21 protein-coding genes, 1 tRNA gene and 4 pseudogenes are annotated in these 24,130 nt (G+C 38.4%); 9 read left to right on the forward strand and 17 right to left on the reverse strand.

Annotated elements, in window-relative coordinates; genetic code table 11:
- Positions 1 to 187 precede the first annotated feature (187 nt).
- Complete coding sequence (locus ACFIME_RS02810; protein ID WP_375617902.1) at positions 188 to 631, reverse strand: hypothetical protein; 444 nt, start codon at positions 629 to 631, stop codon at positions 188 to 190.
- A 3-nt stretch (positions 632 to 634) separates the two neighbouring features.
- Positions 635 to 973: a YqjD family protein gene (locus tag ACFIME_RS02815; RefSeq protein WP_375628058.1), complete on the reverse strand. Its 339-nt coding sequence runs from the start codon at positions 971 to 973 to the stop codon at positions 635 to 637.
- 1,005 nt (positions 974 to 1,978) lie between these two features.
- Between ACFIME_RS02815 and ACFIME_RS02820 the strand changes: the two genes are divergently transcribed.
- Positions 1,979 to 2,881 carry a MotA/TolQ/ExbB proton channel family protein gene (locus tag ACFIME_RS02820; protein WP_375684455.1) on the forward strand — a complete coding sequence of 301 codons (903 nt, stop codon included), beginning with the start codon at positions 1,979 to 1,981 and terminating at the stop codon, positions 2,879 to 2,881.
- Positions 2,878 to 3,456, forward strand: a complete 579-nt coding sequence (locus tag ACFIME_RS02825; protein ID WP_375684456.1) for a biopolymer transporter ExbD — start codon at positions 2,878 to 2,880, stop codon at positions 3,454 to 3,456. The genes ACFIME_RS02820 and ACFIME_RS02825 overlap by 4 nt, the downstream gene beginning before the upstream one ends.
- 836 nt (positions 3,457 to 4,292) lie before the next feature.
- On the opposite strand, the gene dut is transcribed toward ACFIME_RS02825, so the two are convergent.
- Together dut and ACFIME_RS02835 are read right to left on the reverse strand one after the other, a co-directional pair.
- On the reverse strand, positions 4,293 to 4,823 hold the full coding sequence (gene dut / locus ACFIME_RS02830; protein WP_375662480.1) for a dUTP diphosphatase: 531 nt from the start codon (positions 4,821 to 4,823) through the stop codon (positions 4,293 to 4,295).
- A gap of 259 nt (positions 4,824 to 5,082) precedes the next feature.
- Positions 5,083 to 5,892: a VIT1/CCC1 transporter family protein gene (locus tag ACFIME_RS02835; RefSeq protein WP_375662479.1), complete on the reverse strand. Its 810-nt coding sequence runs from the start codon at positions 5,890 to 5,892 to the stop codon at positions 5,083 to 5,085.
- A gap of 999 nt (positions 5,893 to 6,891) precedes the next feature.
- Here ACFIME_RS02835 and ACFIME_RS02840 point away from each other — a divergent pair.
- Together ACFIME_RS02840 and ACFIME_RS02845 are read left to right on the forward strand one after the other, a co-directional pair.
- Complete coding sequence (locus tag ACFIME_RS02840; RefSeq protein WP_375662478.1) at positions 6,892 to 7,143, forward strand: hypothetical protein; 252 nt, start codon at positions 6,892 to 6,894, stop codon at positions 7,141 to 7,143.
- A gap of 87 nt (positions 7,144 to 7,230) precedes the next feature.
- Entirely contained in the window at positions 7,231 to 7,617 is a 387-nt protein-coding gene (locus ACFIME_RS02845) for a hypothetical protein (protein ID WP_375662477.1), read from the forward strand.
- A 781-nt stretch (positions 7,618 to 8,398) separates the two neighbouring features.
- Here the strand turns inward: ACFIME_RS02845 and ACFIME_RS02850 are convergent.
- Together ACFIME_RS02850 and ACFIME_RS02855 are read right to left on the reverse strand one after the other, a co-directional pair.
- Entirely contained in the window at positions 8,399 to 8,767 is a 369-nt protein-coding gene (locus ACFIME_RS02850) for a hypothetical protein (RefSeq protein ID WP_375662476.1), read from the reverse strand.
- 578 nt (positions 8,768 to 9,345) lie between these two features.
- Positions 9,346 to 9,870, reverse strand: a complete 525-nt coding sequence (locus ACFIME_RS02855; protein WP_273790913.1) for a type II toxin-antitoxin system PemK/MazF family toxin — start codon at positions 9,868 to 9,870, stop codon at positions 9,346 to 9,348.
- 164 nt (positions 9,871 to 10,034) lie between these two features.
- Here ACFIME_RS02855 and ACFIME_RS02860 point away from each other — a divergent pair, with 164 nt between their 5' ends.
- Positions 10,035 to 10,184 carry a hypothetical protein gene (locus tag ACFIME_RS02860; RefSeq protein WP_375662475.1) on the forward strand — a complete coding sequence of 50 codons (150 nt, stop codon included), beginning with the start codon at positions 10,035 to 10,037 and terminating at the stop codon, positions 10,182 to 10,184.
- Here ACFIME_RS02860 and ACFIME_RS02865 read toward each other — a convergent pair.
- Both ACFIME_RS02865 and ACFIME_RS02870 read right to left on the reverse strand, forming a co-directional pair.
- Positions 10,164 to 10,736 carry a disulfide bond formation protein B gene (locus tag ACFIME_RS02865; RefSeq protein ID WP_375662474.1) on the reverse strand — a complete coding sequence of 191 codons (573 nt, stop codon included), beginning with the start codon at positions 10,734 to 10,736 and terminating at the stop codon, positions 10,164 to 10,166. The genes ACFIME_RS02860 and ACFIME_RS02865 overlap by 21 nt on opposite strands.
- Positions 10,737 to 10,748: 12 nt before the next feature.
- Complete coding sequence (locus ACFIME_RS02870) at positions 10,749 to 11,354, reverse strand: YqaA family protein (protein ID WP_375662473.1); 606 nt, start codon at positions 11,352 to 11,354, stop codon at positions 10,749 to 10,751.
- Positions 11,355 to 11,575: 221 nt separating this feature from the next.
- Between ACFIME_RS02870 and ACFIME_RS02875 the strand changes: the two genes are divergently transcribed.
- A tRNA-Leu gene (locus tag ACFIME_RS02875) sits at positions 11,576 to 11,660 on the forward strand.
- 1,370 nt (positions 11,661 to 13,030) lie between these two features.
- On the opposite strand, the gene ACFIME_RS02880 is transcribed toward ACFIME_RS02875, so the two are convergent.
- The 3 genes and pseudogenes from ACFIME_RS02880 to fumC form a co-directional block, all read right to left on the reverse strand.
- A complete protein-coding gene (locus ACFIME_RS02880) occupies positions 13,031 to 13,918 on the reverse strand; it encodes an outer membrane protein (protein ID WP_375634495.1) in 888 nt (295 codons plus the stop codon).
- 627 nt (positions 13,919 to 14,545) lie between these two features.
- Positions 14,546 to 14,765, reverse strand: a pseudogene (locus tag ACFIME_RS02885) (lyase family protein); the annotation flags it as partial.
- Between the two features lie 902 nt (positions 14,766 to 15,667).
- Positions 15,668 to 17,056 (reverse strand): class II fumarate hydratase, encoded by a 1,389-nt coding sequence (gene fumC, locus ACFIME_RS02890; protein ID WP_375662471.1) that lies wholly within the window; start codon positions 17,054 to 17,056, stop codon positions 15,668 to 15,670.
- Positions 17,057 to 17,284: 228 nt separating this feature from the next.
- Between fumC and groES the strand changes: the two genes are divergently transcribed.
- The 3 genes and pseudogenes from groES to groEL all read left to right on the forward strand — a co-directional run.
- On the forward strand, positions 17,285 to 17,581 hold the full coding sequence (gene groES / locus ACFIME_RS02895) for a co-chaperone GroES (protein WP_005774667.1): 297 nt from the start codon (positions 17,285 to 17,287) through the stop codon (positions 17,579 to 17,581).
- 58 nt (positions 17,582 to 17,639) lie between these two features.
- Positions 17,640 to 19,283, forward strand: a complete 1,644-nt coding sequence (gene groL / locus ACFIME_RS02900; protein ID WP_273790908.1) for a chaperonin GroEL — start codon at positions 17,640 to 17,642, stop codon at positions 19,281 to 19,283.
- Positions 19,284 to 19,353: 70 nt separating this feature from the next.
- Positions 19,354 to 19,559, forward strand: a pseudogene (gene groEL / locus ACFIME_RS02905) (chaperonin GroEL); the annotation flags it as partial.
- 808 nt (positions 19,560 to 20,367) lie between these two features.
- Here the strand turns inward: groEL and ACFIME_RS02910 are convergent.
- From ACFIME_RS02910 to ACFIME_RS02935, 6 genes and pseudogenes are all read right to left on the reverse strand, one after another.
- Positions 20,368 to 20,537: pseudogene (locus ACFIME_RS02910) on the reverse strand (integrase); the annotation flags it as partial.
- A 438-nt stretch (positions 20,538 to 20,975) separates the two neighbouring features.
- Positions 20,976 to 21,188: a hypothetical protein gene (locus tag ACFIME_RS02915; RefSeq protein WP_375617918.1), complete on the reverse strand. Its 213-nt coding sequence runs from the start codon at positions 21,186 to 21,188 to the stop codon at positions 20,976 to 20,978.
- Complete coding sequence (locus ACFIME_RS02920) at positions 21,181 to 21,393, reverse strand: hypothetical protein (RefSeq protein WP_273790903.1); 213 nt, start codon at positions 21,391 to 21,393, stop codon at positions 21,181 to 21,183. The genes ACFIME_RS02915 and ACFIME_RS02920 overlap by 8 nt, the downstream gene beginning before the upstream one ends.
- Positions 21,317 to 21,553 carry a hypothetical protein gene (locus tag ACFIME_RS02925; protein WP_375606489.1) on the reverse strand — a complete coding sequence of 79 codons (237 nt, stop codon included), beginning with the start codon at positions 21,551 to 21,553 and terminating at the stop codon, positions 21,317 to 21,319. The genes ACFIME_RS02920 and ACFIME_RS02925 overlap by 77 nt, the downstream gene beginning before the upstream one ends.
- The gene (locus ACFIME_RS02930; RefSeq protein WP_375684457.1) at positions 21,550 to 22,212 is read right to left on the reverse strand and encodes a lysozyme; all 663 of its coding nucleotides are present in this window, start codon (positions 22,210 to 22,212) and stop codon (positions 21,550 to 21,552) included. Before ACFIME_RS02930 ends, ACFIME_RS02925 begins: the two co-directional genes overlap by 4 nt.
- Before the next feature lie 654 nt (positions 22,213 to 22,866).
- A pseudogene (locus ACFIME_RS02935) lies at positions 22,867 to 23,794 on the reverse strand (YopJ/AvrA family T3SS effector serine/threonine acetyltransferase).
- Between the last annotated feature and the right edge of the window lie 336 nt (positions 23,795 to 24,130).

Below are 24,130 nucleotides of genomic sequence, written 5' to 3' on the forward strand. Positions count from 1 at the left end.
TCATGAAACATGGGTTGCAATCTGAAAGAGAGTGTAGCGGTTCTATGGAAATTTTAACCAAAATGAAGGGGATTTCTTTTCAGGAACTTGAAGAAGCTAAAGAAACTATGAGGAAAAAATGTGCTTTCTTTTGTCATAAAAGAAAGCACATTGAGAGGGGGGATTTAGAGTGACAGTTTTACATATTTTACTCTGAAAAGCGGTCTTTTTTATCTTTTTTCCACAGAAAATAAGTTGCAAGTCCGAGAATGGGAACACTCAATTTGGCAAAAGGGAGATGTTGACTGAGAGCTGCAAGGCTGGAAACGGTCGCATCTGTCATGAGTTTATGGCGTTGTTCTTCTGTCTTTTTTTGTTGGTCATAGCGTTGATAAGTTTTGAGAATGCGACTGATAATAAGACCTAATCCCGCAAGAGAAAGACAAATTAAAAACATGATACTAGCGGCGGCAAGAGGCTTCATAACAGAACATAACGCAATAAAACCGATGGTACATAAAAAAAGCAAAGACATGAAGAATGAAATGCCAATAAACCCATAGAAAATTGCTTGAAGGCGTACTTGCTTGACTGTGCTTTTAAGCCCTCCACCGACAAGATGGTTTAAAAGAGGAGCGATAAACTTATGCATTGCTTAACGACGCAGTAATTGAGAAAGAATAAAACCAACCCCTGCGGCAAACAAAACGCTTTTGCCAGGATTTTTGCGAACGCATTGATTCATGGTTTGTTCAAGATCACTGATTTTGTCTTTTGCTTGAGACATCATGTCTTCACCACTTTCTTTCGCTGAGTGATATAGTTTTTCCGCTTTGTCTTTGGCGGCGTTGAATTTGTTTGCACCAAGATCTGTTAGGGTTGAGGTAATCCCTGAAATTTCAGTGCGTAACTTTTCTAATTGTCCTTGTAGGTCTTTTTGTTGGTCTTTTTCTACGGCTGATTTATCGTGCTGTGTTGTTTTATTATGGGCCATGGTATTTTTCCCTCTTGATTCATTATATTTGTATTGGTGTGTTCATAGTGATCATTTGCATTGGAGTGAAAATTTTCACTGCTTGAGTAACGCCAAAAGCTTTTTTTGGTTCCTTTCATTTTGTCGAATTTAAAACTGTTTTTGATAAAATAAATCTTTCCTATACGATATGCTCTGTCTGTAAAGGGTCGCATTTGTTAAAAATTGTCTTATGCTTTTGCAAGAATTTAGCACCATTCTTCAGTTTCTCATGGCACAGTTTTTATAAAAGTTTTTTAAAAGCGTGTTGAGGTTTATTTTTTAGGCTTGTGACAGGTAAAAAACATGGTTATTGTGAGTTTGCGGCAGAAATAATGTCATTTTTATGTTTTTGAAGCAAAGAAAAAGAAATGATATTGCGGCTCTTTGTTCTCTATGTATTTGGGGGCAACGCGCGCTCTCCCATTATACTTTTGGTTAGTTTAAGATATTGCGATAGTTCTTTTTTTTAAAACGTAAGATATATTTTTATTTTAGGATAGGAGAGGTATTTCAGTGCACGGGCTTTTAGAGATGTGCGTATCCTTTTCTTCAAGAGTTTTATGATATTTTTGCTGCTTGTTTCATGTAAGCAAATATTTTGTTGGATTTAAAAGAGCCGCTGAAATGAAAGAAGCTTTGCGATATGAGGAATTCATTTAACAGGAATGATGATAAATTATTCTTATAAATGAAAATATTATATGCGATATTTCTTGTAACTTTATCATTTTGCCTAATTTATGCAATAAATTGATTGAGTAAGATAAACTTGTTGAATTGTTAGAGAAAAATTTCTTGAGTGATTTCTTTAGAATTAAGAGAGAGCTTGTGGAATAAAACTATACTTGATTTATCAAGTTTTCTTTCTTAAGAGGAATACACAAGTGACGTTAAAAGGGTCGTGGCATTTTGGAACAGTGATGCTATGCGGGGTGACGACCCAGCTCATAAATAAAGATAAGAGCACAAGAATGTGAGATAAAAATGGAATCTGAAACAGTCCCTTTAGATAAAACAGTCCCTTTAGATAATATGTCTGCTGTATTGACAGTGCATGATTTTTCTCCTCTTTCTATGTTTATGGCTGCTGATTGGGTGGTAAAAGCGGTTATCATTATTTTGTTACTTGCTTCACTTGTGTCTTGGACAATTGCTTTTGTGAAAATTGTTGAGATCACTTTGGTAAAACGAAGAGTACGTCATGAACTTCAATTGGTTCTAAATGCTCAGACTCTTACGCGTTTGGCAGCTAGCTTGAAAGAAAGCAAAGGGGCTGGTGTATTTTTTCTCAAAGAAGTCCTTAAAGAGGTGTATCTTTCTGCACAACAGGTTCATTTTTCTGCTCCTGAAGGGATAAACGAAAGCTCTGGTGAAAAAACCAGTACAGGGGAAAGGGCACAAACGATTGAAGATATTCTCTTTTATGAGGAGAGCAATCAATATGAAGATGTTTCCCGCGATGTTCGCGATGCTAGGGTTCGCGATGTTCATGAAGGTTTAAAAGAAAGGGTTCATTCACTTTTGTCACGCTGCTTGCTGGCTGCTACACGCCGTGTTGCATGTGGAAGTGCTGTTCTTGCAACTATTGGCGCAATTGCTCCTTTTGTTGGTCTTTTTGCAACTGTTTGGGGAATTATGAACTCTTTTATTGGGATTGCTCAGTCTCAAACAACGCGACTTGATGTGGTGGCGCCTGGAATTGCTGAAGCTTTATTCGCAACGGCTGTTGGGCTTTTTGTGGCTATTCCCGCCGTTGTTATGTATAATAGCCTTATGCGTGCTTTGAGTGGTTATCGCAGTGATTTAGGCGATATCGCTGCTGCTCTTGAAAGGCTCTTGAGCCGTGAACTTGATAGGCAAAGACAACAGAAAAGTCATAAAAAATGAAAGCAAGCCTTAATAATGATTGGGATATAGACGAGAGTGGGTTGCAAAGTGAAATCAATGTGACCCCTTTTATTGATGTTGTATTGGTGTTGCTTATTGTTTTTATGGTTGCAGCGCCTTTGGCAACGTCTGTCATTTCCGTTCAGCTTCCTTCTATAACTCAAGCACCTTCAGTGGTTCAGTCTGATGAACCTCTTTATGTTACGTTGCAAAAAGATCGTTCTCTTTACATTGGTGATCATCTTGTAGAACAAGCAGCTTTGAGAGAAGCTTTGTTGAGGGAAACTACGCAAAATTTAGAGGCAAAAATTTTAATCAAAGCGGATAGCGAAATTGATTATGGTACTGTCATCGATTTATTAAATCAAATACGCATGGCTGGATATAATAAAATCGGTCTTGTAGGATTGCAAAACTCTACCAATCTTGTCTCAAGAGGTGAGATCAATAATAAAACAACAGGGGTAGCGGATGCTGTTGTCGATGGAGCGGGTGGTAACGTTGTGGGGCGTGTGGATGCCGTAACAACGAGCCCTGCGGGAAACGCTAATATTCCAGCTGATGTCTCTGATTAGTGATAAAAAACAGCCTTTGTTGCAGGAAGCAAAGCATATTACTCAAAGTCGTAGAGTGAAATTGATGAGGGTTCCGTGGATTTATTAAACCAAATACGCATGGGTTTGATATTATGCAGGGGGTTCATATATTGAATCGTTTTTTTTAGGATTAAGCTCTACTCATCTTGCCGCAAGAGGTGCGATCAAGAAAAATAGCCAAGGGCGATTGTTGTGTGTCTTAATACATCTTAAAGCCTTTTTTGCGGCGGTGTTCATAAATGGTACAACGTTAAAGCCCCCGTAACATAATAAAAAACCTATCAAACATCACCATCTTTATGCTTAACAAAAGAGCAAGCGAGCACCATTATCGTATTTATATTTTTTCCCAATGTTGTGATAGTGCTATTTATTGTAGGCATTTTTTCAGTTTTTATCTGCATGCTAGCCACGTTTGGAATGTGAGAAACATGCTTTTGATTGATTTAATATAAATAGGCTTGCCATGAAACAATCTTACAGTATTGAGATTTCTCATTTAAGTTGCAAGACAATTCATTATTATTATAAATCAATATGATGTATAGATTGTCGACATTACCAGCGGTGTGTGAGCTCTCAATGTTTAATGCCAATGTTTTTGTTATGGGGGAGGGGTATCTGGTGATAATGAAGTTTTGTATAGCGCACGAGACGTAATTGAGAGATGCTTGTTTATAGGTGCGTTTAGTGAAAAAACTTTGAAAGCAAATGCGCATTCCCTCTGCATTTTAAAAGCTCAAAGAATTTCCAGTGAAAGAGTGGTTGGAATAAGTATGTGTGTTATTTTGAGAGTAGCGATTTTTCAGAGCTTCTTAAGTGTGTCCCGTTGAACCAAAACCTCCTGTTCCACGGCTCTCTATATGGCTTTGGGTATTTTGCTCTGGTTCAATGGTGCAAACATTAACTTGAGATACGGGGGCGATGACTGTTTGGGCAATGCGCATGCCCCGTTGGATGGAAAAGTCTTCTTGGCCTAAATTGATAAGAAGGACTTTGACTTCACCACGGTAGTCACTATCAATTGTTCCTGGAGTGTTGAGGCATGTAATGCCGTGTTTTAAGGCTAAGCCAGAGCGTGGACGTATTTGTGCTTCAAACCCAAGTGATAAATGAAAAATGAGACCTGTTGGAATAAGTGCCCGCTGCCCAGGGGTAAGAACAAGCGTTTCTTCTTCTCCAATTGCTGCCCGTAGATCAAGACCCGCAGAACCCGCTGTCGCGTAGCAAGGAAGTTCTAAACCTTGTCCGTGTGCAAGACGCTGAACAAATAAAGTCTGGGCATGTGAAGATTGAGAAGAGACAGGATGATTGTTTAGAGGGGCGTTGGTTTCAGTGTGCGACATGATCGAGGCATTTCCAAAATATGAGGTCTAGAAGAAAATGATACTTTAACAAAAGATATCTATAAAACCAAGTCGATAAAGGTGTGTGGATATAGGTTGTCCCCAGAGCTTGCTTATCATCTCTTACTGACTTAAAATATTCCACAACACCACCTAACATTATCAATGGCATTTTTCAATAATGGCATCATCAAGGATGGCTTATGCCTAGGGGCATGCGCTTATTTGAGATCTAAATTATGGTTACAGATAAGATTTTTTAGATACTACCGATAAGAATACCCGTGGCAAAAACCAGAGCACCACCAATGATGACCTGTAAAGAGGCGCGCCAAAAGGGAGTGGACATGTATTTGTTCTGAATCCAGACGATGGCACCTAGTTCGAAAAAAACAATGATAAAAGCAATAATTGTCGCTACATAAAAAGAGTTGATCAAATAGGGAAGAGTATGACCTAGTCCTCCTAATGTTGTCATAATGCCGCTGGCAAGACCTCTTTTTAATGGCGAACCACGCCCTGATAATTTTCCGTCATCATGGGCTGCTTCTGTGAAACCCATTGAAAGTCCCGCACCAATTGAAGCTGAGAGCCCTATCAAAAAAGTTTGATGCGTGTCTCCCGTGGCAAAAGCTGCGGCAAAAATGGGGGCAAGGGTGGAGACAGAGCCATCCATTAATCCTGCAAGACCTGGTTGAATCCAAGTCAAAAGTGTTTGTCTTTGCGTTTTCGAAGGTTTTTTTATGGTGTGATTTGCCGCTGTTGTTTTTTGGGAGGGATGGCGGCTCTTGCCTTTCACAAGAGAAGTTCTGTCACATAATGAACCGATAGTGTTTGCACGATTATGGCAAGAAAGGCACAAAAGTTGCTGATAATTTTTAAGCTCTTGAAGCCCCATGGCGGTAAAAACCGCGGCTTCTTTAGAGGAATAAGGTTCTAGAGCTTTTGCATATTTTAAATAGAGCGCCGCATGTTGCTCTTTTATTTTGAGCGCTTTAAGTATCACGTTTTGTGCTGAACGAAAGGACAGAGCTTTACGTTGTACAAATGAAAAAAACGATCTCAACATTTTCTGTACCTCTGCACTTTAGAATAATTCTAAAACATAAGAAAAATAAACCGAAAGTCAATCTAAAAGTTAAAAACTGACAAATTACAAAAAGGTTGCACTGAGAAAAAAGGTGATGGGATGCTGAGAAAGTACAAGGAGATTTATCAAATGGAGACGAGAGGGGCGCATGAAAGAAATAATTGCGTGAAAAAATTTAAGAGACAATGTGCTTTATTTTGCTAAAGGGATGTTTGAATGGAGCATTTCAATGTATTGTGAATATATGGAAAAAAATAAGCTAGCACCATCATTCATTTGATGCGTTCAAAAGACTGTAACAGCTCTTGGAATTTGAAATGATTCTTTAAAAGAGACCTTTTTCAAGGGACAAAAGCCCATTTCGCGAGGGGCCCCCGTGAAGAGTATAGAAGGGTAGAGCCGCAAAATTTCCATGAAATAATATAAACTCCATTGAGTCTTCTTAATCTTTACGCTTCATAAAAGAGCAAGCTGGCATCATCATACACTTTAGCTCCCAATGTTGCGACAGTCTTTAGAACGGTTCATTATAGGCATGGCATTTTATTGTACAGTTTTACGCCACTCATTCTGCTTGTGGAGGTGTAAGACAGTATTCTTATGATATTTACGCGCATTGAGCGTTGTTACAGCTTTTGCATTTAGGTGGATTTGTTAGCGTGTAACGAATTATCTTTTGTGCTGTAATTGCAGGGGCAGGTTTAAGGGTGGGAGTGCATAAATGAAAGAGATATTATCATATCAAATTGTTTGATCACGCATAAAAATTTACCCTTTATGAAGGGGCATTTATCGCCTTGTAACTTGCCTGATATCTTGCATGAAAGCCCAAAATTCTGTAGGATTCTTCTCATTTCAAAACTTCTTATATTGAAGCAATTCAAATCATTTTCTTGTGTATCACAAGGAGGGGTTTGATTGTGGGATTATTAAAAAGTGTGATAAGTTGCAATGTGAGGGGAGGATAATCTCCGTGTAGTGAAGGAGATTGCTCTTAGCGTTTTGAAAAATATGTTAAGTTTCGTAGAAAAAGGCGGGGAATATATGGAAATTGATAAAAGTTTAGAATGGTTTTTACGTTCTCCAAAAATATCAATATCGCAGGCAGCGTTATTGATAGCGGGCTTGAATCCACTCATATGTGAATTTACCGGCGAATACAGACTTGAAGACAGTGGTATTTATGAAGGAGGGGAGCGAGTACCGCTCGCTAAAATTGCTTTGTTCTGAGCTGTTTATAGTGATATAGTAAGAGAAGCAAAAGAGGGAAAATTAAGGGTAGAATGGTACTATCGTTGTGATTTTGAGGGGATGCCTTTGAACGAGAGTCCTATTGGTGAATATTCTGTTGTTTCCTTAGATGATTTAAAAGAATGGCTTTCATCGCGTGGTGAGAGACCTAAAATTCTTTTCCCTGAGGATGATTCTGCTGAGACTAAGGACCAAAAATATGCGTTTCAAGATCCAACGCATCCACGTTATGCTCCAAAGCTTGCAGCTATTGTTGCGGCATGGGAAGCGGTGAGTGAGGCTGAGGGTGGTAAAACTGTTAAAAAAACGCTTATAAAGTGGCTTAGTGACAATGCCATTCAGTACAAGTTGGTGGATGATAATAATTTACCAAGAGAGAAGCTCATTGAGGAATTAGCGGCTGTTGCGAATTGGGAACCTACCGGAGGGGCTCCTAAGACACCTGCCAATTAATTTTATCAAAAGAAAAAAAATAAAAAGATCACTAAAATTGTGCTGTTTTTTTTGATAATTTTGAAGGTAATCTCTTTTGCTGGGGGAGATTTTTACTTTTCTTCCATAGATTATAAGTAATTGTTTTTCAATGAAAATAATTTTTATAGTGTTCCTCTGACTGTTCAGACGGGGAAAAATAGACGTTGTTGGGCAGTAAAATTTACCCTGTAGTTTCGTAACTTACCTCTCTATTTTTGTTTGATTTTTTTGGGCATTTTGCAATTCCTTATAAATTTAAGGAATGCAATATGATTAAAGTTAATCTTTTTTTACTATGCGTAAAAGTATGAAAATTTTTCGGGGAAATGTACGGATATTTGGCAATGTGCTGCGGATGAGGTGGTACATAAATCGTTTAGAATAGGCGTATTATCGCGTTGGTTAAAGTTTGAATGATCGCTGTTATTCAAATAGTCGAAGTTGAGCGTTGTTATAGCTTTTGCATTTAGGTGGATTTTTTAGCGTGTAACGAATTGTTTTTTGTGCTGTAATTGCAGGGGTAGGTTTAAGGGTAGGAGTGCATAAATGAAAGAGATATTATCATATCAAACAGTGTTCAATTTATCGCATTGCATTGTTATGAATATAGCTGATCAAATTTTATTTATCATGTAGAGTGGGGAAAAGTTAACAATATTAATTGAATATAAAAAAACATAAACTGTAATCTGAATTACAGTTTATGTTATTAAGTATTAAATAAGCTTACTGTTTAAACTGTATTTAAGTGAAACGTTGTTTAAACGAGCATCCACGCACTGTCCGCAAAAGAATCAGATGCTCTTTCACCCGGTGTACGATAGGGAGCCCGCTTTTTAGAAAACAACCATGAAAAATACGCAATAAGACCCCAAAGTACTGGTGCAAGTCCCATCATAACTCCTACCTTTACAACACCTTTTTTAAAATCTTGTTCAGTGCTTTGTGTTGAAATATGATCCATAACCATATCAATAGCTTTAACAACTTTATTTTCTTTTGACACTGTAGAAGCAAAACTAGAACCTTGAGAATGACTATTCAAATAATAAGCATTAGCTTCCAAAACCTGTGAAAAGAAAAAGGCTATTGTAACAATATATAACGCGATTTTTTGAAAGATTTTCATTATAATGATCCAAATTTAAAAGATTTAATCAAAAAAGTTTTTTTATTACACTCTCTAAACAAAACAAAAAAAGCACCGTGGCATCCCATGATGCATAATTTCATCATGTGTTTAATGTGCTGTTGATACAAAGTGTTCAATTGCACATTTTGTATTACACTTTTATGTAATTTCCATAGTTTATTAATTCTGTCAACTTTTCAATCTTGGAAAGATATTCCCATTGCGGCAAATCATATAAAGTTTAAGCAACGGCAGCACGGTTTTTTGTGCAATGAAATGATAAATATGACAACATCACGGTAATCTCCATGGGAAACTTTACCGGATCCAAGGTGTGGATATTGTTTTCTGCTTATCCCAAATCACAGATATTTCAAAACAACAACGGTGGAGGAGGGATATTGGATATGTTCTAGGGAAGGTTGCAAAAATGGCTAAAAAGTTTTCAAAAAAATACCAAAAATGACGAAAGGAGCGGTTTCCCACTCCTTCGTTCCTATCTCCCCTTGCGGGGAAGCGGCCACCATTACTGATGCCGTGTATGGTGATATAGATACACTTATTTTTCTCAAAAGTCAATACTGTAAATGCGGTAAATATTTGAGCATCAGAGCTACAACTTTATGAAAATCTTCGCAGGATAACCTTGGAACGGTACGTGAGCAACTTAAACGACTTACAGAAACTGTTGTGACATAATTGCAGATAATCCATGCTTTTTTATTCTCTATAGGAGATTGTATTGGATACGCAGCGGGATTATTGGGTTGTGATTTCGTTGAAAAAGGTAAAACTGTCACATTTCCATATAATTTTGCATTCTTAGAAAGCACTAAAACAGGCCGCTTTTTCCAAAATTCAGGGAGTATCGAATCATGAGGAAAATCGCACCAAAAAACTTGTCTGATGCGTGGGGCCGATTTGATTCGTGGTTTTATATGAGGTGGTTTTTCGTAAGGCGCATTTAAATCCCTTTCTTTTATATGCTCGCGCCATGCATTATGATCATGTTCCATCATAACACATGGTTCTTCAAGTTTGGTTATATCTAAGGAAATAGGTGATAGGGTAGAAGGCTCTGTGTTCTTATCTTCAGCCATAGCAGACCATTTATATTTACTGGTCCCCTCACTTATTATTTTACGGCTTTTCTATCACGAGTTTTTATCAAAATGTTACTTATAAGTACAGAGAGGTGAAACCATAAAATGGATGTATCTGCTCATTTTTGTTTTTTGAGTACAACGCTAGAGGAGGGATGTTGGTGACTCGTTGGTGTTGGTGGGTTGGTTTGGCGGGTGGGTGGTTTTGGGTGGGGATTGGTGACTGGAGGGTTGTTGGTGGAAAGCGATTGGAGAGAACGAGTGCACGCGGTTTCGTTTCTATTTTATGGTTAGAGTTTTTTATGGACTGAAAGGAGCCCTTTTGAAGTAATATAGAGGCTTATAAGGCTGAAAAATAGGCTTGAGACGACATTCCAACCGGCAAATGAAAGAAAAAGAAAGCGTGCGGATGCTTCAGAACAAGAAGGAGGATGAATGTTGTTTAATTGGCTGAGCAGCTGGTTAATGTCTGAGGTTTTTCTGACTGCGCTTAAACCACAACTGAGGGGAGCTTCCCAAAAGCCATATTCAACACCCGCATGATAAACGGCTAAAACAAGGCTGATGCACATTAAGACAAAAACACAAAAAAATAAAAGTTGTATCCAAGCAGTTATGCGAAAAAAACATGCTCCAAAACCTGCTAAGAGCAAAAATGGTATGGCTCCATAATAAGGAAAACGCTCTATGAGACATAAATCGCAAGGAAGATATCCTCCGAAATATTCAAAACCAAGGGCAATACCTATTGTGGCAGACAAGCAAAAAGCGAGAAAAAAAGCCCATAAACTTTGTTCTTTTCTGCTGGGTTCAAGATGAAGGTGCTTGTGTAAAAGTGGGTGAGAAGACAAAACGCATGCCATTAAGTCTGTTCCTTATAAAAGCTTCTTGTTTAAAAAAGCTATGAAAATCCCATAAATTAAAAGGAGGCTAACACAACCAATGAGAACAATCCATTTAAAATGCTGTACTAGAAAATTCATTGCTTTTTGCCCAAAATGTTTAATCAGCCACGCGAGAAGATAAAAACGAGCGCCTCTGGAAAAAATACAAATAAGAATGAAAAATTCAAGACGCACACTCATAACACCGGCCAAAATTGTGACAATCTTGATGGGGGGAAGATGAAAAAAACCTGATGTTATCAGTAAAATGATGAGAAACTGCAGGGTTGCACTATTTTTCAGAGATTCAAAACTTTCAACCTTACCATAAATTTCTAAAATGGGTTTGGCAAGGGTATCATAGGCAAAATGTCCGATAAACCAACCGGCAATGCCTCCTAATACAGAACAGATCGTCGCAATCAAAGCATAGCGATAAACCCGCTTTTGATGGATAAGCAGCATCGGAATATATAAAACATCTATGGGAATTGGAAAAACAGAACTTTCAATAAAGGCAATGAAACCAAGCCAGTGTGGTGCTGTACGCCGATTTGCTAAAGAAATCGTCCAAAGCTTTAATTTGTTTAATATCATGAGGCTTTTATAAGTTTAAGAGGTAAAGACTTTACAAATGAGATTGCTATAAATCCGGTAGAGAAATCCAATAAAGAAAGTATTTCATAAAATAGATAAGAAAATGATATGAATTCTTAAAAAATGAGAAGTCTTCTGTTGACGAATCTGTTCTTCTTCATATAGTGCAAAGGAATAATCGACAAGTCTGTCTTTTATAGTCCTGTCTTTTATAGCAGTGTGCGGGTGTGGTGGAACTGGTAGACGCGCCAGACTCAAAATCTGGTTCCGAGAGGAGTGTCGGTTCGAGTCCGACCACCCGCACCACTTCATAAATATTTTCCTTTATCCTGTTACGGCGCATCACGTTGTTTTATAGAACGTGGGATTTATAAAACATGGGGGGTTATAAAACGTGGGATTTATAGACCGTGTTCAATGTTTTGCATGTTGAATGAAAAACATTGAATACCGTAGGATTCTTTCATTTCAAGTCTGCTTATAGTAAATCAACTAAAATCATGTCGCTCGTACGTTACAAGCTAGATGAGCTCGCGTGGAGTGAAATTTTACAAAAAATGAATAAAAATGCCTCTTATGCCGTTTCAAGGGCATCATTGGAGGTAAAGTGTATGATGGATGGGGGGGGGTGCCTGCTTGCACTTTTATGAAGTGTAGAGATGGTGCTCTATAGATTTTATATTCTTGTAGGTGCTGTCGCAAAATGGGCTTGAGGGTTTTGAGAGCTGTTTCTTTAAAACACGCATGTGAATTGGCAACCAAAGTGTCTTGAATTTGAGTGTGTTTGGTTTGAAGCGTTGTCGTATGACATGAGGGGTGTGATCCAAAAAAGATCCGTGAGAAACACCAGCATGAGGTAATGCGTAATCTCCTCTCTTTAAAAGACAGGAGCATGAGAGGCTTAAAAGATTTTGCTTTAGAGGCTTTTGAAAGTCGTAAAGCAGAGGGAAATGGTAAGGTTGGAAATTGGTTTTTACCTTGAAAACTTCATGTGCTCCCTAAATGAAGCTGTCTCCCCGTTACAGAAATTACATAAACAGAGAACCGCAATATCCTCTTTCCACTCTGGCATACAATAGCGGTAAAATACTGTCGTTTGAAGTGTGGTAATATAGGGCATACTTCCTTGAAACGTTACAGTATTTTTTTCGGTGTGTGTTGGATATTCTTAAATGTGTTTGTCTTGCTTTAGGTTTAAGGGCATTCCATGAGGAGGAGCCCAAAGAAACCCGCTAAAATCCCCCCAATATCCCCCCAAGAGTTTTTGTGCTTTTATAAACGGACATGGTGTTTAAAAATGGGTGTTTAAAAATGGGTTTTTAGAATCTTTATCCTTTAAGAGCGGGGAGGCCAAGTCAACATCATCCTATAACACTGCAATTGATGCACAATATCCATATTTCTTTTAAAGAAATATCTCTTACATAACGGCTCTCATTTATTTTACGATGGCGCCCAGTGGTATGATGGTAAAGCTTTTATATTCCCAATGCACGACATGAAAGGCTGAGAGGATAGGAGTTTGCTTTAAGAGAGGGAGAGGCTTTATTGTTTCGTGACTATTTGTTTACAGTTTAGTACTGGTTTTTAGAATCTACGTCTTTTTAGGGGGAAAGGGGCATTAAAAAACCCCGTTTTTAACAGGGTTTTTTAATCGTTCAATTTTTCTACAAAACTTAGAATTTATAAGCGATACCAAAGCGAACATCATGCGTTTGAGAAGAGATTTTAAGGTTATCGTTTGCAAATTTCTTTTTAAAAAAATCTGAATAACGATATTCTGTACGCATGATGATATTATCTGTCATTGCAAGATCAAAACCACCACCAACAGTGTAACCAAACATTGTTTTTGTCTCATCTAACACATTGCCAGAAGCAAAAATTGTCGAATCTTCTTGCGATTTTGATAAAAGTGACATGATATATTGCATCTGTGTATAGGCTATACCCCCTGCAATATAAGGCATAAGACGATGGGAAGCAAAACCAATACGCGCACGCGTGGCACCAGACCACGTTTCTTTCAATGTTACACTGCTAACAACAATGTCACCATAGTTGGATATCGTTTCACCCTGAGCTGCAGGTTTTATGATAGGAATCCCAGCTTTTTTAAAGGCAATGTTAATGGAGTTTGATTCATCTAGAATTTTCTTTCCATTGTCTGTTTGGGTGCTTTTCCTTCCAGACCAGACCATATCGGTATCAAAACCGAAAACAAGATCTCCCAGATCAATATTAGAACCTGCATACAAACCTGCTCTCAATCCTGATAGTTTCGGTGATAAATCTCTATCAACCCAAGCCCATTTTCCTTCCCTAGCTTCTTGTGCGTAATTTAGAGTATTTTTATTGGAAAAATATCCAATTTGTCCTCCAAAATAAAAACCAGACCAAGAAAAAGGCGCAGAAACAGTAACCGGTGAAATACGTGACGATGAAACATCTTGCAATGAAACCTTCGGTTCTGATTGCTTAAAGATTACCGTATCTGCTGCTTGCGCTGTTGAAGCGGTAATGAAGGTGAAAATAGATAGTGCAACTAAACATTTTGTTTTCATAAAAACGTCCCCAATTTATTTCAGATACAAATCGTATTATATACAAATTGGTTAAAAAAATCTATACTTAATATCATTATGAAAACTAAAATACGTATAAAATATATAATTAACCATATTGAAGCGTTCTTAAAACTTGTTTTCATGCTATTATCCCGCGTTTATATTGATTTTTCAGGATTTTTTATATACGCCTTCAGTGTTCTCTGTGTTTTAGAAAAAATTATAGTATAGTAAACAAGCTTTTTATTTATTTAAAAAACATTATTTTATATATATTAAAACACTTTTTGTTATTAAATGTATTATCCATTATGATTGACATCAATGTGCTTACATATTCAATTGATCGTAAAAAATGCATATTGGCACCATCATATTCTTTGCTCGTTTCTGATATTGCGTAGCTTTGTATTGCGGTAGCCTTTTGAGCACTTGAGGGGATGAGCGACTTTATTTCTTTTTTATCTATATGCCACTTTTGCTTATGATAATCCAAGCGAATAGTTTTGATTGATTGAATGGAATACGAAGAATAAGAAGGAGTAAAGTGCGAGAATCTCAAGTCTCATGAGTTTTCTTATGCGCCATGTAAAACGGATAAACTCTCCGTTCCGTTTGCTTAAAGCCGGAACGTGGATGAGAGCCTAAAAACTGAATGTCGTTGGCAATTTTAAACAGATTAGCGCGTGCACTCAGATTTTTGTGGAAATGGGTGAGGGCGTCATAATGGGCAAATGCCTCAAATTTCTTGCGAGCTGTCAAGGACATCCCCGTCAGAGAGCGGATTGTTTCAGCAAAGGTCAAAACCTTTCGGTGCATTGAATTTTGTTCCAACAGCTGTTCCTCTATTGAGCACCCCCATCTTCACGCTTCATAAAAGAGACATTTCTCAATGTTCCTAAACCCATTTCATGACAGCGATTGTGAATGGTATAATAATAAATCTATTGAGCATCTCTTTTACGCTTCATAAAGGAGCAAGCCGGTACCATTACTATATTTGCCAGTTCGTGGGGTGTTGTGACAGTCCTCTCCACAATGTTGTGACAGGTCCCTTTGTCCGTTGTGACAGTCCTTGGCACTTAAGGTGGTTCATTAGAGGTGTTTTTGTCCTTATCGGATACAATTTCTATTCATACATTCATTGCGTTTGTGATGTGCAAGTCAGTGATTTTGATTGATGCAACATGGGACCGATTTAAAATGAGAAAATCTTACGGTATTTAGGATTCTCGTTCAATATGGATAACGCTAGATTATCATTATAAATAAACACATTATCTCATTGAGATAAGAGTTATCTACCCAATGTTATCAATAATGATAACATTGTAAAGCGTAACTACGATGAATTCATTAATCTTTTTATACTTCGATTGAAATTATGTCTATTAATACCGATAACACCGATTTTTTTGAGCTAATTCTGTTTCGTTGATAGCTAATAGATTTTCAAAATCAAGACGCGAAGCTAGAATGAAAAACACCTTAAGGTCATATCCATTTAAATCACTTTCTGCCAGTATAGCTATTGGGTGTTGAGCTATGATTATCCATTCCTTTTCAAAATCGTTGTGCTTTTTAAGTACAATATAAGCAACAAAACCACCCATAGCATAAATGCGGATCAGAGCCTAAAATGAACGCTGTGGGTAATTGTTATCGGTCATCATCGGGGTGGTTACACCCCGATCTTTTGACAGAAAAATTTGTTTTAAGATGTTTGCATCTTTTTTGGTGGGTTGTTTATTGGGGAGCAATCATCTTTTTGGGATCAACTAATCGGTCATAATCCTCTACAAAAACGCCTGCTTTTAATGCTTCGGTGCGCAAAGTTGTATCATTTTTATGCGCTGCTTTGGCAATTTCAGCAGCTTTTTCGTAGCCAATTTCTGGTGCAAGAGCTGTGACTAACATGAGTGAGCGCTCCATGAGCGAGTGAATATGAACACGATTGGCCCGTAATCCTTGAATGCAATGCATATCAAAAGAACGCATGCAATCACCAAGAAGGGTAATTGATTGTAAAACGTTATAGCCAATAACAGGTTTATAAACGTTGAGTTCAAAATGTCCTTGGCTTGCGGCAAAGGTTACGCTGGTGTGATTACCAAAAACTTGGCATGCAACCATGGTTAAGGCTTCACATTGCGTGGGGTTGACTTTGCCGGGCATAATAGAAGATCCGGGTTCATTTTCAGGAAGACTGAGTTCCCCTAAACCGGAACGTGGACCAGAGCCTAAAAACCGAATGTCATTGGCAATTTTAAACAGATCAGCAGCGAGAGCATTCAAGCTTCCGTGGAAATGCGCAAGGGCGCCATGATGGGCAAGTGCTTCAAATTTATTGCTGGCAGTTTGGAATGTTATTCCTGTGAGAGTGCTCATTGTTTGCGCAAAAGCAACGTCAAAACCTTTTGGCGCATTCAGCCCTGTGCCAACAGCCGTACCACCTTGAGCAAGCATTTGGACATCGGTTAGAGCATTTTCAATGCGTTGAAGATTGGCTTCTAATGCGGCACGATAGCCTGAAAATTCTTGCCCTAAGGTTAAAGGGGTTGCATCTTGCGTATGGGTGCGGCCGATTTTAATGATATCTGCAAATTCTTGCTCTTTTTGTTTTAATGTCGCAATAAGAGCTTCAAGGATTGGCAGTAAGTGTTGGCGTGTTTGCAACGTGGTGGCAATGTGAAGCGCCGTGGGAAAGGAATCGTTCGATGATTGGCTCATATTGACATGGTCATTGGGATGAACTGGTTTTTTGCTTCCAAGTTTTCCTCCCAAAATCTTACTAGCACGATTAGCAATGACTTCATTGACATTCATATTGCTTTGTGTGCCAGAACCTGTTTGCCAGACGGATAGTGGGAAATGTGTATCAAAATCGCCAGCAAGCACTTCATCAGCGGCGGCAATAATTGCTTTTCCAATATTTTCTGGTAGTTTTCCTTTGCCCATATTTACAATCGCTGCTGCTTTTTTGACAAGGACTAAGGCATAGATGATGGCAAGAGGCTGCTTTTCACTGCCAATATTAAAATTATGCAGAGAACGTTCAGTTTGTGCGCCCCAATAACGATCTTGACGTACCGAAATCGTTCCAAAGCTATCCGTTTCCTGACGTGTTTCAACCATGATTAAGATCCTTTTTTGTTCACGGGTTCTCAAAAAAGATAGATAACGCGAAAGTGCAATAAGAGGCAAGACTTTCAAGCTTCATTTAGAGAAATTATTTTTATGGCTATTCTTGACATTGAGAGATGCCGATTTTATATCTAACACATGCTAGCACTCGTAGTTTGAGAGTGCTAGCAAGAACTTTTAAGATTAATGCAATTATGTTCAGTTTTAAGGATTTAAAACATGGCTAATATACAATTCCGCCCACTTCACGACCGTGTCGTTGTCCGTCGGGTTGAATCTGAAAATAAAACGGCTGGTGGGATTATCATCCCTGATACAGCAAAAGAAAAACCCCAAGAAGGCGAAGTGATTGCTGTTGGCAATGGCGCTCTCGATGATAACGGAAAGCGCGTGCCTTTAGAAGTCAAAACAGGAGACCGTATTTTGTTTGGAAAATGGTCTGGAACTGAAGTCAAGATTAATGGGGAAGACCTCCTCATTATGAAAGAATCTGACATTATGGGAATTATGGGCTAATTGAAGCGCTTAATTTTTCATTGTGTACTATTTTGAGAAAACTCCAAGGAGAAATTAAATGGCTGCTAAAGAAGTCAAATTTGGCCGTGAAGCGCGTGAGCGTTTGTTGCGCGGTGTCGACATCCTTGCTAATGCTGTTAAGGTGACACTCGGCCCTAAAGGTCGCAATGTGGTGATTGATAAATCATTCGGTGCGCCTCGCATCACAAAAGATGGTGTATCCGTTGCAAAGGAAATCGAACTGGAAGATAAGTTCGAAAATATGGGTGCACAAATGTTGCGCGAAGTTGCTTCTAAAACCAATGATATTGCTGGTGATGGAACAACAACAGCAACTGTTTTAGGACAAGCTATTGTGCAAGAAGGTGTTAAAGCTGTTGCTGCGGGCATGAACCCAATGGATCTTAAACGTGGGATTGATGCTGCTGTTGAAGAAGTGGTGGCAAACCTCTTCAAAAAAGCAAAAAAAATCCAAACTTCAGCAGAAATTGCACAGGTGGGAACAATTTCCGCTAATGGCGCTGCTGAAATCGGTAAAATGATCGCTGATGCTATGGAAAAAGTGGGCAATGAAGGCGTCATTACCGTTGAAGAAGCTAAAACTGCTGAAACGGAATTAGAAGTCGTTGAAGGAATGCAATTTGACCGTGGGTATCTTTCCCCTTATTTTGTCACAAATGCTGAGAAAATGGTCGCTGATCTTGATGATCCTTACATTCTCATTCACGAAAAGAAATTGTCTAATTTGCAATCTCTTCTTCCTGTGCTTGAAGCTGTTGTTCAGTCTGGAAAACCACTTCTCATTATCGCTGAAGATGTGGAAGGTGAAGCTTTGGCAACGCTCGTTGTCAACAAATTGCGTGGTGGTTTGAAAATTGCTGCTGTAAAAGCTCCTGGATTTGGTGATCGCCGTAAAGCAATGTTAGAGGATATCGCTATCTTGACATCCGGACAGGTTATTTCTGAAGATGTGGGCATTAAACTTGAAAATGTCACTTTGGATATGCTTGGACGTGCAAAGAAAGTGAATATTTCTAAAGAAAACACCACCATTATTGATGGTGCTGGACAAAAGAGTGAAATTACTGCTCGCGTCAATCAAATCAAGGCTCAGATTGAAGAAACAACTTCTGACTATGACCGTGAAAAATTGCAAGAAAGACTTGCTAAACTCGCTGGTGGTGTTGCTGTTATCCGTGTGGGTGGTGCAACAGAAGTTGAAGTGAAAGAAAAGAAAGACCGTGTTGATGATGCTTTGAATGCAACACGTGCTGCTGTTGAAGAAGGTATTGTTGCTGGTGGTGGTACCGCATTGTTGCGTGCAGCAAATGCGTTGACCGTTAAGGGAAGTAATCCTGACCAAGAAGCTGGTATTAGTATCGTTCGTCGTGCTCTACAAGCACCAGCGCGCCAGATTGCAAGCAATGCTGGTGAAGAAGCCGCTATTATTGTGGGCAAAGTGCTGGAAAATAATGCTGACACTTATGGTTACAATACCGCAACTGGTGAATTCGGTGATTTGATTGCTTTGGGAATTGTTGATCCCGTGAAAGTTGTGCGTTCTGCTCTTCAGAATGCGGCTTCAATTGCGAGCCTTCTGATCACAACAGAAGCAATGGTTGCTGAAGTTCCAAAGAAAGATACACCAATGCCTCCGATGCCTGCTGGTGGAATGGGCGGAATGGGTGGAATGGATTTCTAAGCTCTTTTCCATAGAAATAATAAAGAAACGGGTCTTCTGTGCCCGTTTTTTTTATGCTTTTTCATGTTTTTCAACCGGTGAATTTGGTGATTTGATTGCTTTCAAGAATTGTTGATCCTGTGAAAGTTTTTGCGTTCTGCTCTTCAGAATGCGGCTTCAATTGCGAGCCTTCTGATCACAACAGAAGCAATGGTTGCTGAAGTTCCAAAGAAAGATACACCAATGCCTCCGATGCCTGCTGGTGGAATGGGCGGAATGGGTGGAATGGATTTCTAAGCTCTTTTCCATAGACGTAATAAAGAAACGGGTCTTCTGTGCCCGTTTTTTTATGCTTTTTCACGTTTCATACAGTTTTTCCTTTTATGACAGTTTCTTTATCTTATAGGATTGTTCTATTCTCCACTGGTTGATCTACCGTTATTGTGAATGAATCTCATTCTCGGTTCTTGGCTTTTTCTCTTGTTTTTATGAAATGTTTCTATTGTGCGGGGATCGTGGTTTCCTTTGAAAATATTGTGCTAATAAAAATATAACTCTTTGATTTATAGTAATTTATTCCTAATACAGTTCTATTTTTTCATTTCAGGTTTATGCATGCCCCGTTAAAAAATCCTGTGTTTGTGCTTCATAAGGTGAGAGGTCACTACGGTTTTTATGAACCAACGTAATCATTAAAAGTCAGTAGTTAAGAAGAGTCAGTAGTTAAGAGTTAGTACCTATTGAGCGTTGGAAAGACAGAGTTGAAAAGAGCATGATGGGGCTGGTTTGTTTTTTTATGAATAAGATGCTGGTATTTCAAGCTTTTGTATGAAAAAATAAGGGTTTTCTCTGTTAAAGGGCTTTTATATACTGGGACAAGCATTTTTCTGTTTGGGTAGTTTTTGGAATGAGGAGACTGCTCCATTTGAGAAGCTTAAAGATAAAAGCTAATTTTTCGCCTTGCTCTCATCTTTTTTTCGGTAAGCTCATCACCTAGAGCCAAACCCATGTTGTTATACTCAAGTTCTGTTTGTTGCCTATATTGTGACAGAAAATTCTTAAGTGGGGAGCAATTTTTGAGCTAAGGGGACCATGACAGGTAGCCGAAAAAATCATGACAAGACAGTAGGCGCGCTTGTGTTAGAATTTTTAATGCTTCTGATGATAAAGGCACGCGAAACTCTGTTGTATCCTCATGCTTTCTTTTCATATTTTCGAGCCAAGGATTTTCCATATATTCTCTTCAACTTGACCTTTATGCATAGGACATAAGGGCATTGAGAGGGTGGGAGGAGCCAGCTTGCTTTTTTATTAAACGTAAAGATGAGAGGCTTTATGTAAGGCTACCATTACATTGCTTGTTTATGCGCTTCTTTAAAAGAAATATCTTTTAATACAAATTCTTGGCAATGCTATTTATGAAGAGTATAAAATCATTTGGATATCAATAGTTTATTAAAAAAATGTACGTTGGTATGATCCTTTTCTTATGTTACCAAAGTTGCTGACTTACGCGTTGGTTAAAAATCTCTCTTCATACCCCTAAATTCATTTCATGAAAGCGTTTGTGAAGAGCACGACGTTTATGAGGCGTGTAAAAAATTCTCGTGAGACATGAAAAAATCATCAATAAAATCTCCATGTTTTCAAAAAATAACGAATGGCTTTTTATCTTTTTAAAAGATTTAACACGTCTCACGTTTTTTATTTATTTTAGAGCTGAATATTCGATTTTTGTGTAAAAATACTTCCCAGCACATCTATGATCCGTGAAAAATCAAGTGCTAATAAGAAAATGATGAATATAATCCACTTCGTATAGCGTGACATCATTTTTACACTTTTATACGTTGTGATGATTTCTTGTAGGATTTCTTTTTCCTTTTCTGTAAGCTCTGTTTGTTTTTCTGTTTTTTTTCTAGCCATGTTTCCACCCACACAAGCCTTCCCCTTGTTTGTTATGCTTTAAAATATCTCTTGCGAGATTTGAACTGATGATATTGAGATCTTTTTTGTCTAAATAAATGGGCATCCAACCAACGCAAGAAAAAGGCTCATTGATTGTTTTTATCGCGCAACCAGTGAGTAAGAGAAGCGCGTACATCAGCATCACTTTTTTGATTAATTTCATTTTCCACCTCTAGCCGTGTTGTTGATGACTTTAGCGTTTTTTCTATTTGCTTTTGTTGTTCAACTTTCTTTCCAAGAGTGAAAGCTTTTGCTAAAGCGATAAAAAAAGCGGTCAGAGCCGCTCCTGTTATCATCAGATTTTTTTTCAACCACCACATCATAAGCGCTGCTCCCGAAACCGTTTTGCCACAAAGAAAATGCCAACGCAGGCGGCTAAAACCATAATGGTTGCTAATGCCCATTGGATGGGACCATTGCCTGCCAATAAGCCCCCAAGTCCAGAAAAAGAACCAATAATCGGTATAAGCGCTTCTGCTTTGAAAAATCCCATTGGAGCTTGCGTTTCTACAGTTTGGTAGTTGGGAGAAACATAAGCTCCTTTTGCCCATAATCCCGATTCTGCTGCACGACGGTGCACTAAACCGTGAAGACGTTTTCCTCCTGCTTTAGTCCACTTTTGTAACTCAGCAGGGACGGCTTCATATTCGCCATTATTGAGTTTTTTGAGCAGGGTCGAATTACAAAAAGCCGATGTTCCTATATTATAGCAAAACGATACGAGCGCGGCGAATTGTTCATCCGTTAAAGAAACCGTCACATGTTTTTCAACGGTATTTTCAAATTGTCTTAAATCTTGAGAAAGAACTTCTTCTGCTTGTTTTTCAGTAATGATCATGCCCTTGTGAACGAACGGTTTGCCAGCCGTGCTGGTATGACCATAGCCAATTGTCCACACCCCGATGGCATCTTTATAGGCATGTAAACGCAATCCTTCCCATTGTTTAATGAGTGCAAGCCCTGCTGCTGATATTTTTCTCATTTGCTTCTCCATAAAATAAAGCCTCACGGTAACGTGAGGCTGGTTGACAGATTAAAAATGAATTTTTTCACGCTTCAAAAACAGAAGAGATGTGAAACTTTTATGAAATCAAAAGGTTGGTTGTGACATCTTAGGGAATGGGGTAATAGTTGGCCAAGTGGAATAATGGTTGGGCTGGTGTTTTCCGTTAAGAGAGGTTGTAGATTTTAAGAGCTTGTCCTGGTGTTTTTGATGGAGCCTTCTTGGGGTGCGGGCAGCTGTTGGGTTGATGCACGATAAGTGTGGTCTATTGCGGTTGTTTGGTCGTATGGCATTGATGTGGGGGTGTTTGAGATACGAAGTGGATACTCTCAGAAAAACAAGACATATGCTTTTACTGAAGACGAAAGCATTAAATATTTTATGTATCAAACGTTTTGCTTATCCAAAGAGTCTCATTGTTACACAGAGCTTTGGGCTAACAAGAGCTGTGGAATTTTGATACAATTTTAAGAGGGGCTGGTTTTTATAGGACAATGGTGCTTTTTCTTTAAGAGGAAAGTTGTTTGCTATTTTTATTTTATGAACGCAAAAGCTGGTTTGCTTAGAGAAATCTTAGCCGTAAAGCAGCCTCTCTTCGTTCTTTGATGAATAGGAATATGGAAAAAGCCTCAATTACATCGTTAAAGATTTGTATTCAGTGAGCCTTTTTTGGTGGGAAGAAACGGAAACAGTTTTTCCCTCTGTTTCTCTTAAGTTTTTTTCAAATCTCTCTCTCAGAGTTTCACCTTTTTTGTTGACTGTTTCATGTTCAGCATCGGGATTGGCTTTTAAATAGTGTTCTAGACCTCTTCTTCCTTGTGTGTGTTTATAAAAAGTGGTTGGAAGATAGGAATCTAACTTTTCAGCAGATACAGATGAATTGGGTTCACATAATACACCCTTAACATTATCTTTGTGCAGTCTTGCTAATTTATCAGATTCAAGATGAAGCTTTTTGGCAAGGCTTAAAGCTGAACATCCCGCATTCAGAAGAGCTTCGCTGAATATCCATTTCTGCCGTGGTAAAAGAATAAGGAGGCAGTTGAAGACATTGAAGGGTTTGATTTATTTTTATCCCTAGTTTGCAAGCCGTGATATTCTGAAATGTTGTAGGTTCAAGCATAATCAAAGAAATTTTGTCATCAACTTTTTGATAATCAAGGACTGCAAAGTGGATTTTGCTTCCCGAATTGACTATAAATCGGGCAGAATTTGCACCGCTCTCAACGACTTCTTTTAGGGCGTGCGAAAACTCTTCTGCTGTAAGAGCCAATTTGAGATTCATTTCTGGATATTTGCTGTTTGCTTTTTCTACGAGAGCTGGCATCAATCTAATATCTGTGTTTTCATAATAAGAGTTAATCCAACGGCCGGTGACGAGATCATCTTCTAAGCCTGTAATAATATCTTTTAATTCGTCAGAACTCGGTGCAACATGTTCTTCTTCTGTTTGGATGGAACTTTGCATTAAACGTGCAATAAGGTCTTCTAAAGATTCATTTGCACTTGCTCCTTCTGGTGTTTGTGAGGAATGAGGGAGGGAAGAATCTTGTGGCTTCATAATCTTAGCCTCCATATTGATAATCGATAAATGATATTATTTCTTCAATTCTGGCTAAACAATGTTTGCAGGAAAGATTTTTAACTAAAAAAAACAAAGAGATGAAATCATCTTTATTTAAAAAAATTTGTTACGAAAGACAAAATCCCACGCTTTTCAGAGTCAAAGGTAAGGTATCTTTTTATCTTTTAAGAGATCACGTTGCTTACTGTTTGCATCTTTACCTCTTTCAAAGGGAAAAGAAGATTTGCTAACAGCAATTTATGCCTTACCGTAAAGCTACAGAGCTTCATTCTTCGTGGATGTGGAATATGGCCAAAACGCTTATTACATCAT

The sequence above is a fragment of the Bartonella sp. AP1QHHD genome (assembly GCF_042196265.1).
Classification (GTDB): domain Bacteria; phylum Pseudomonadota; class Alphaproteobacteria; order Rhizobiales; family Rhizobiaceae; genus Bartonella.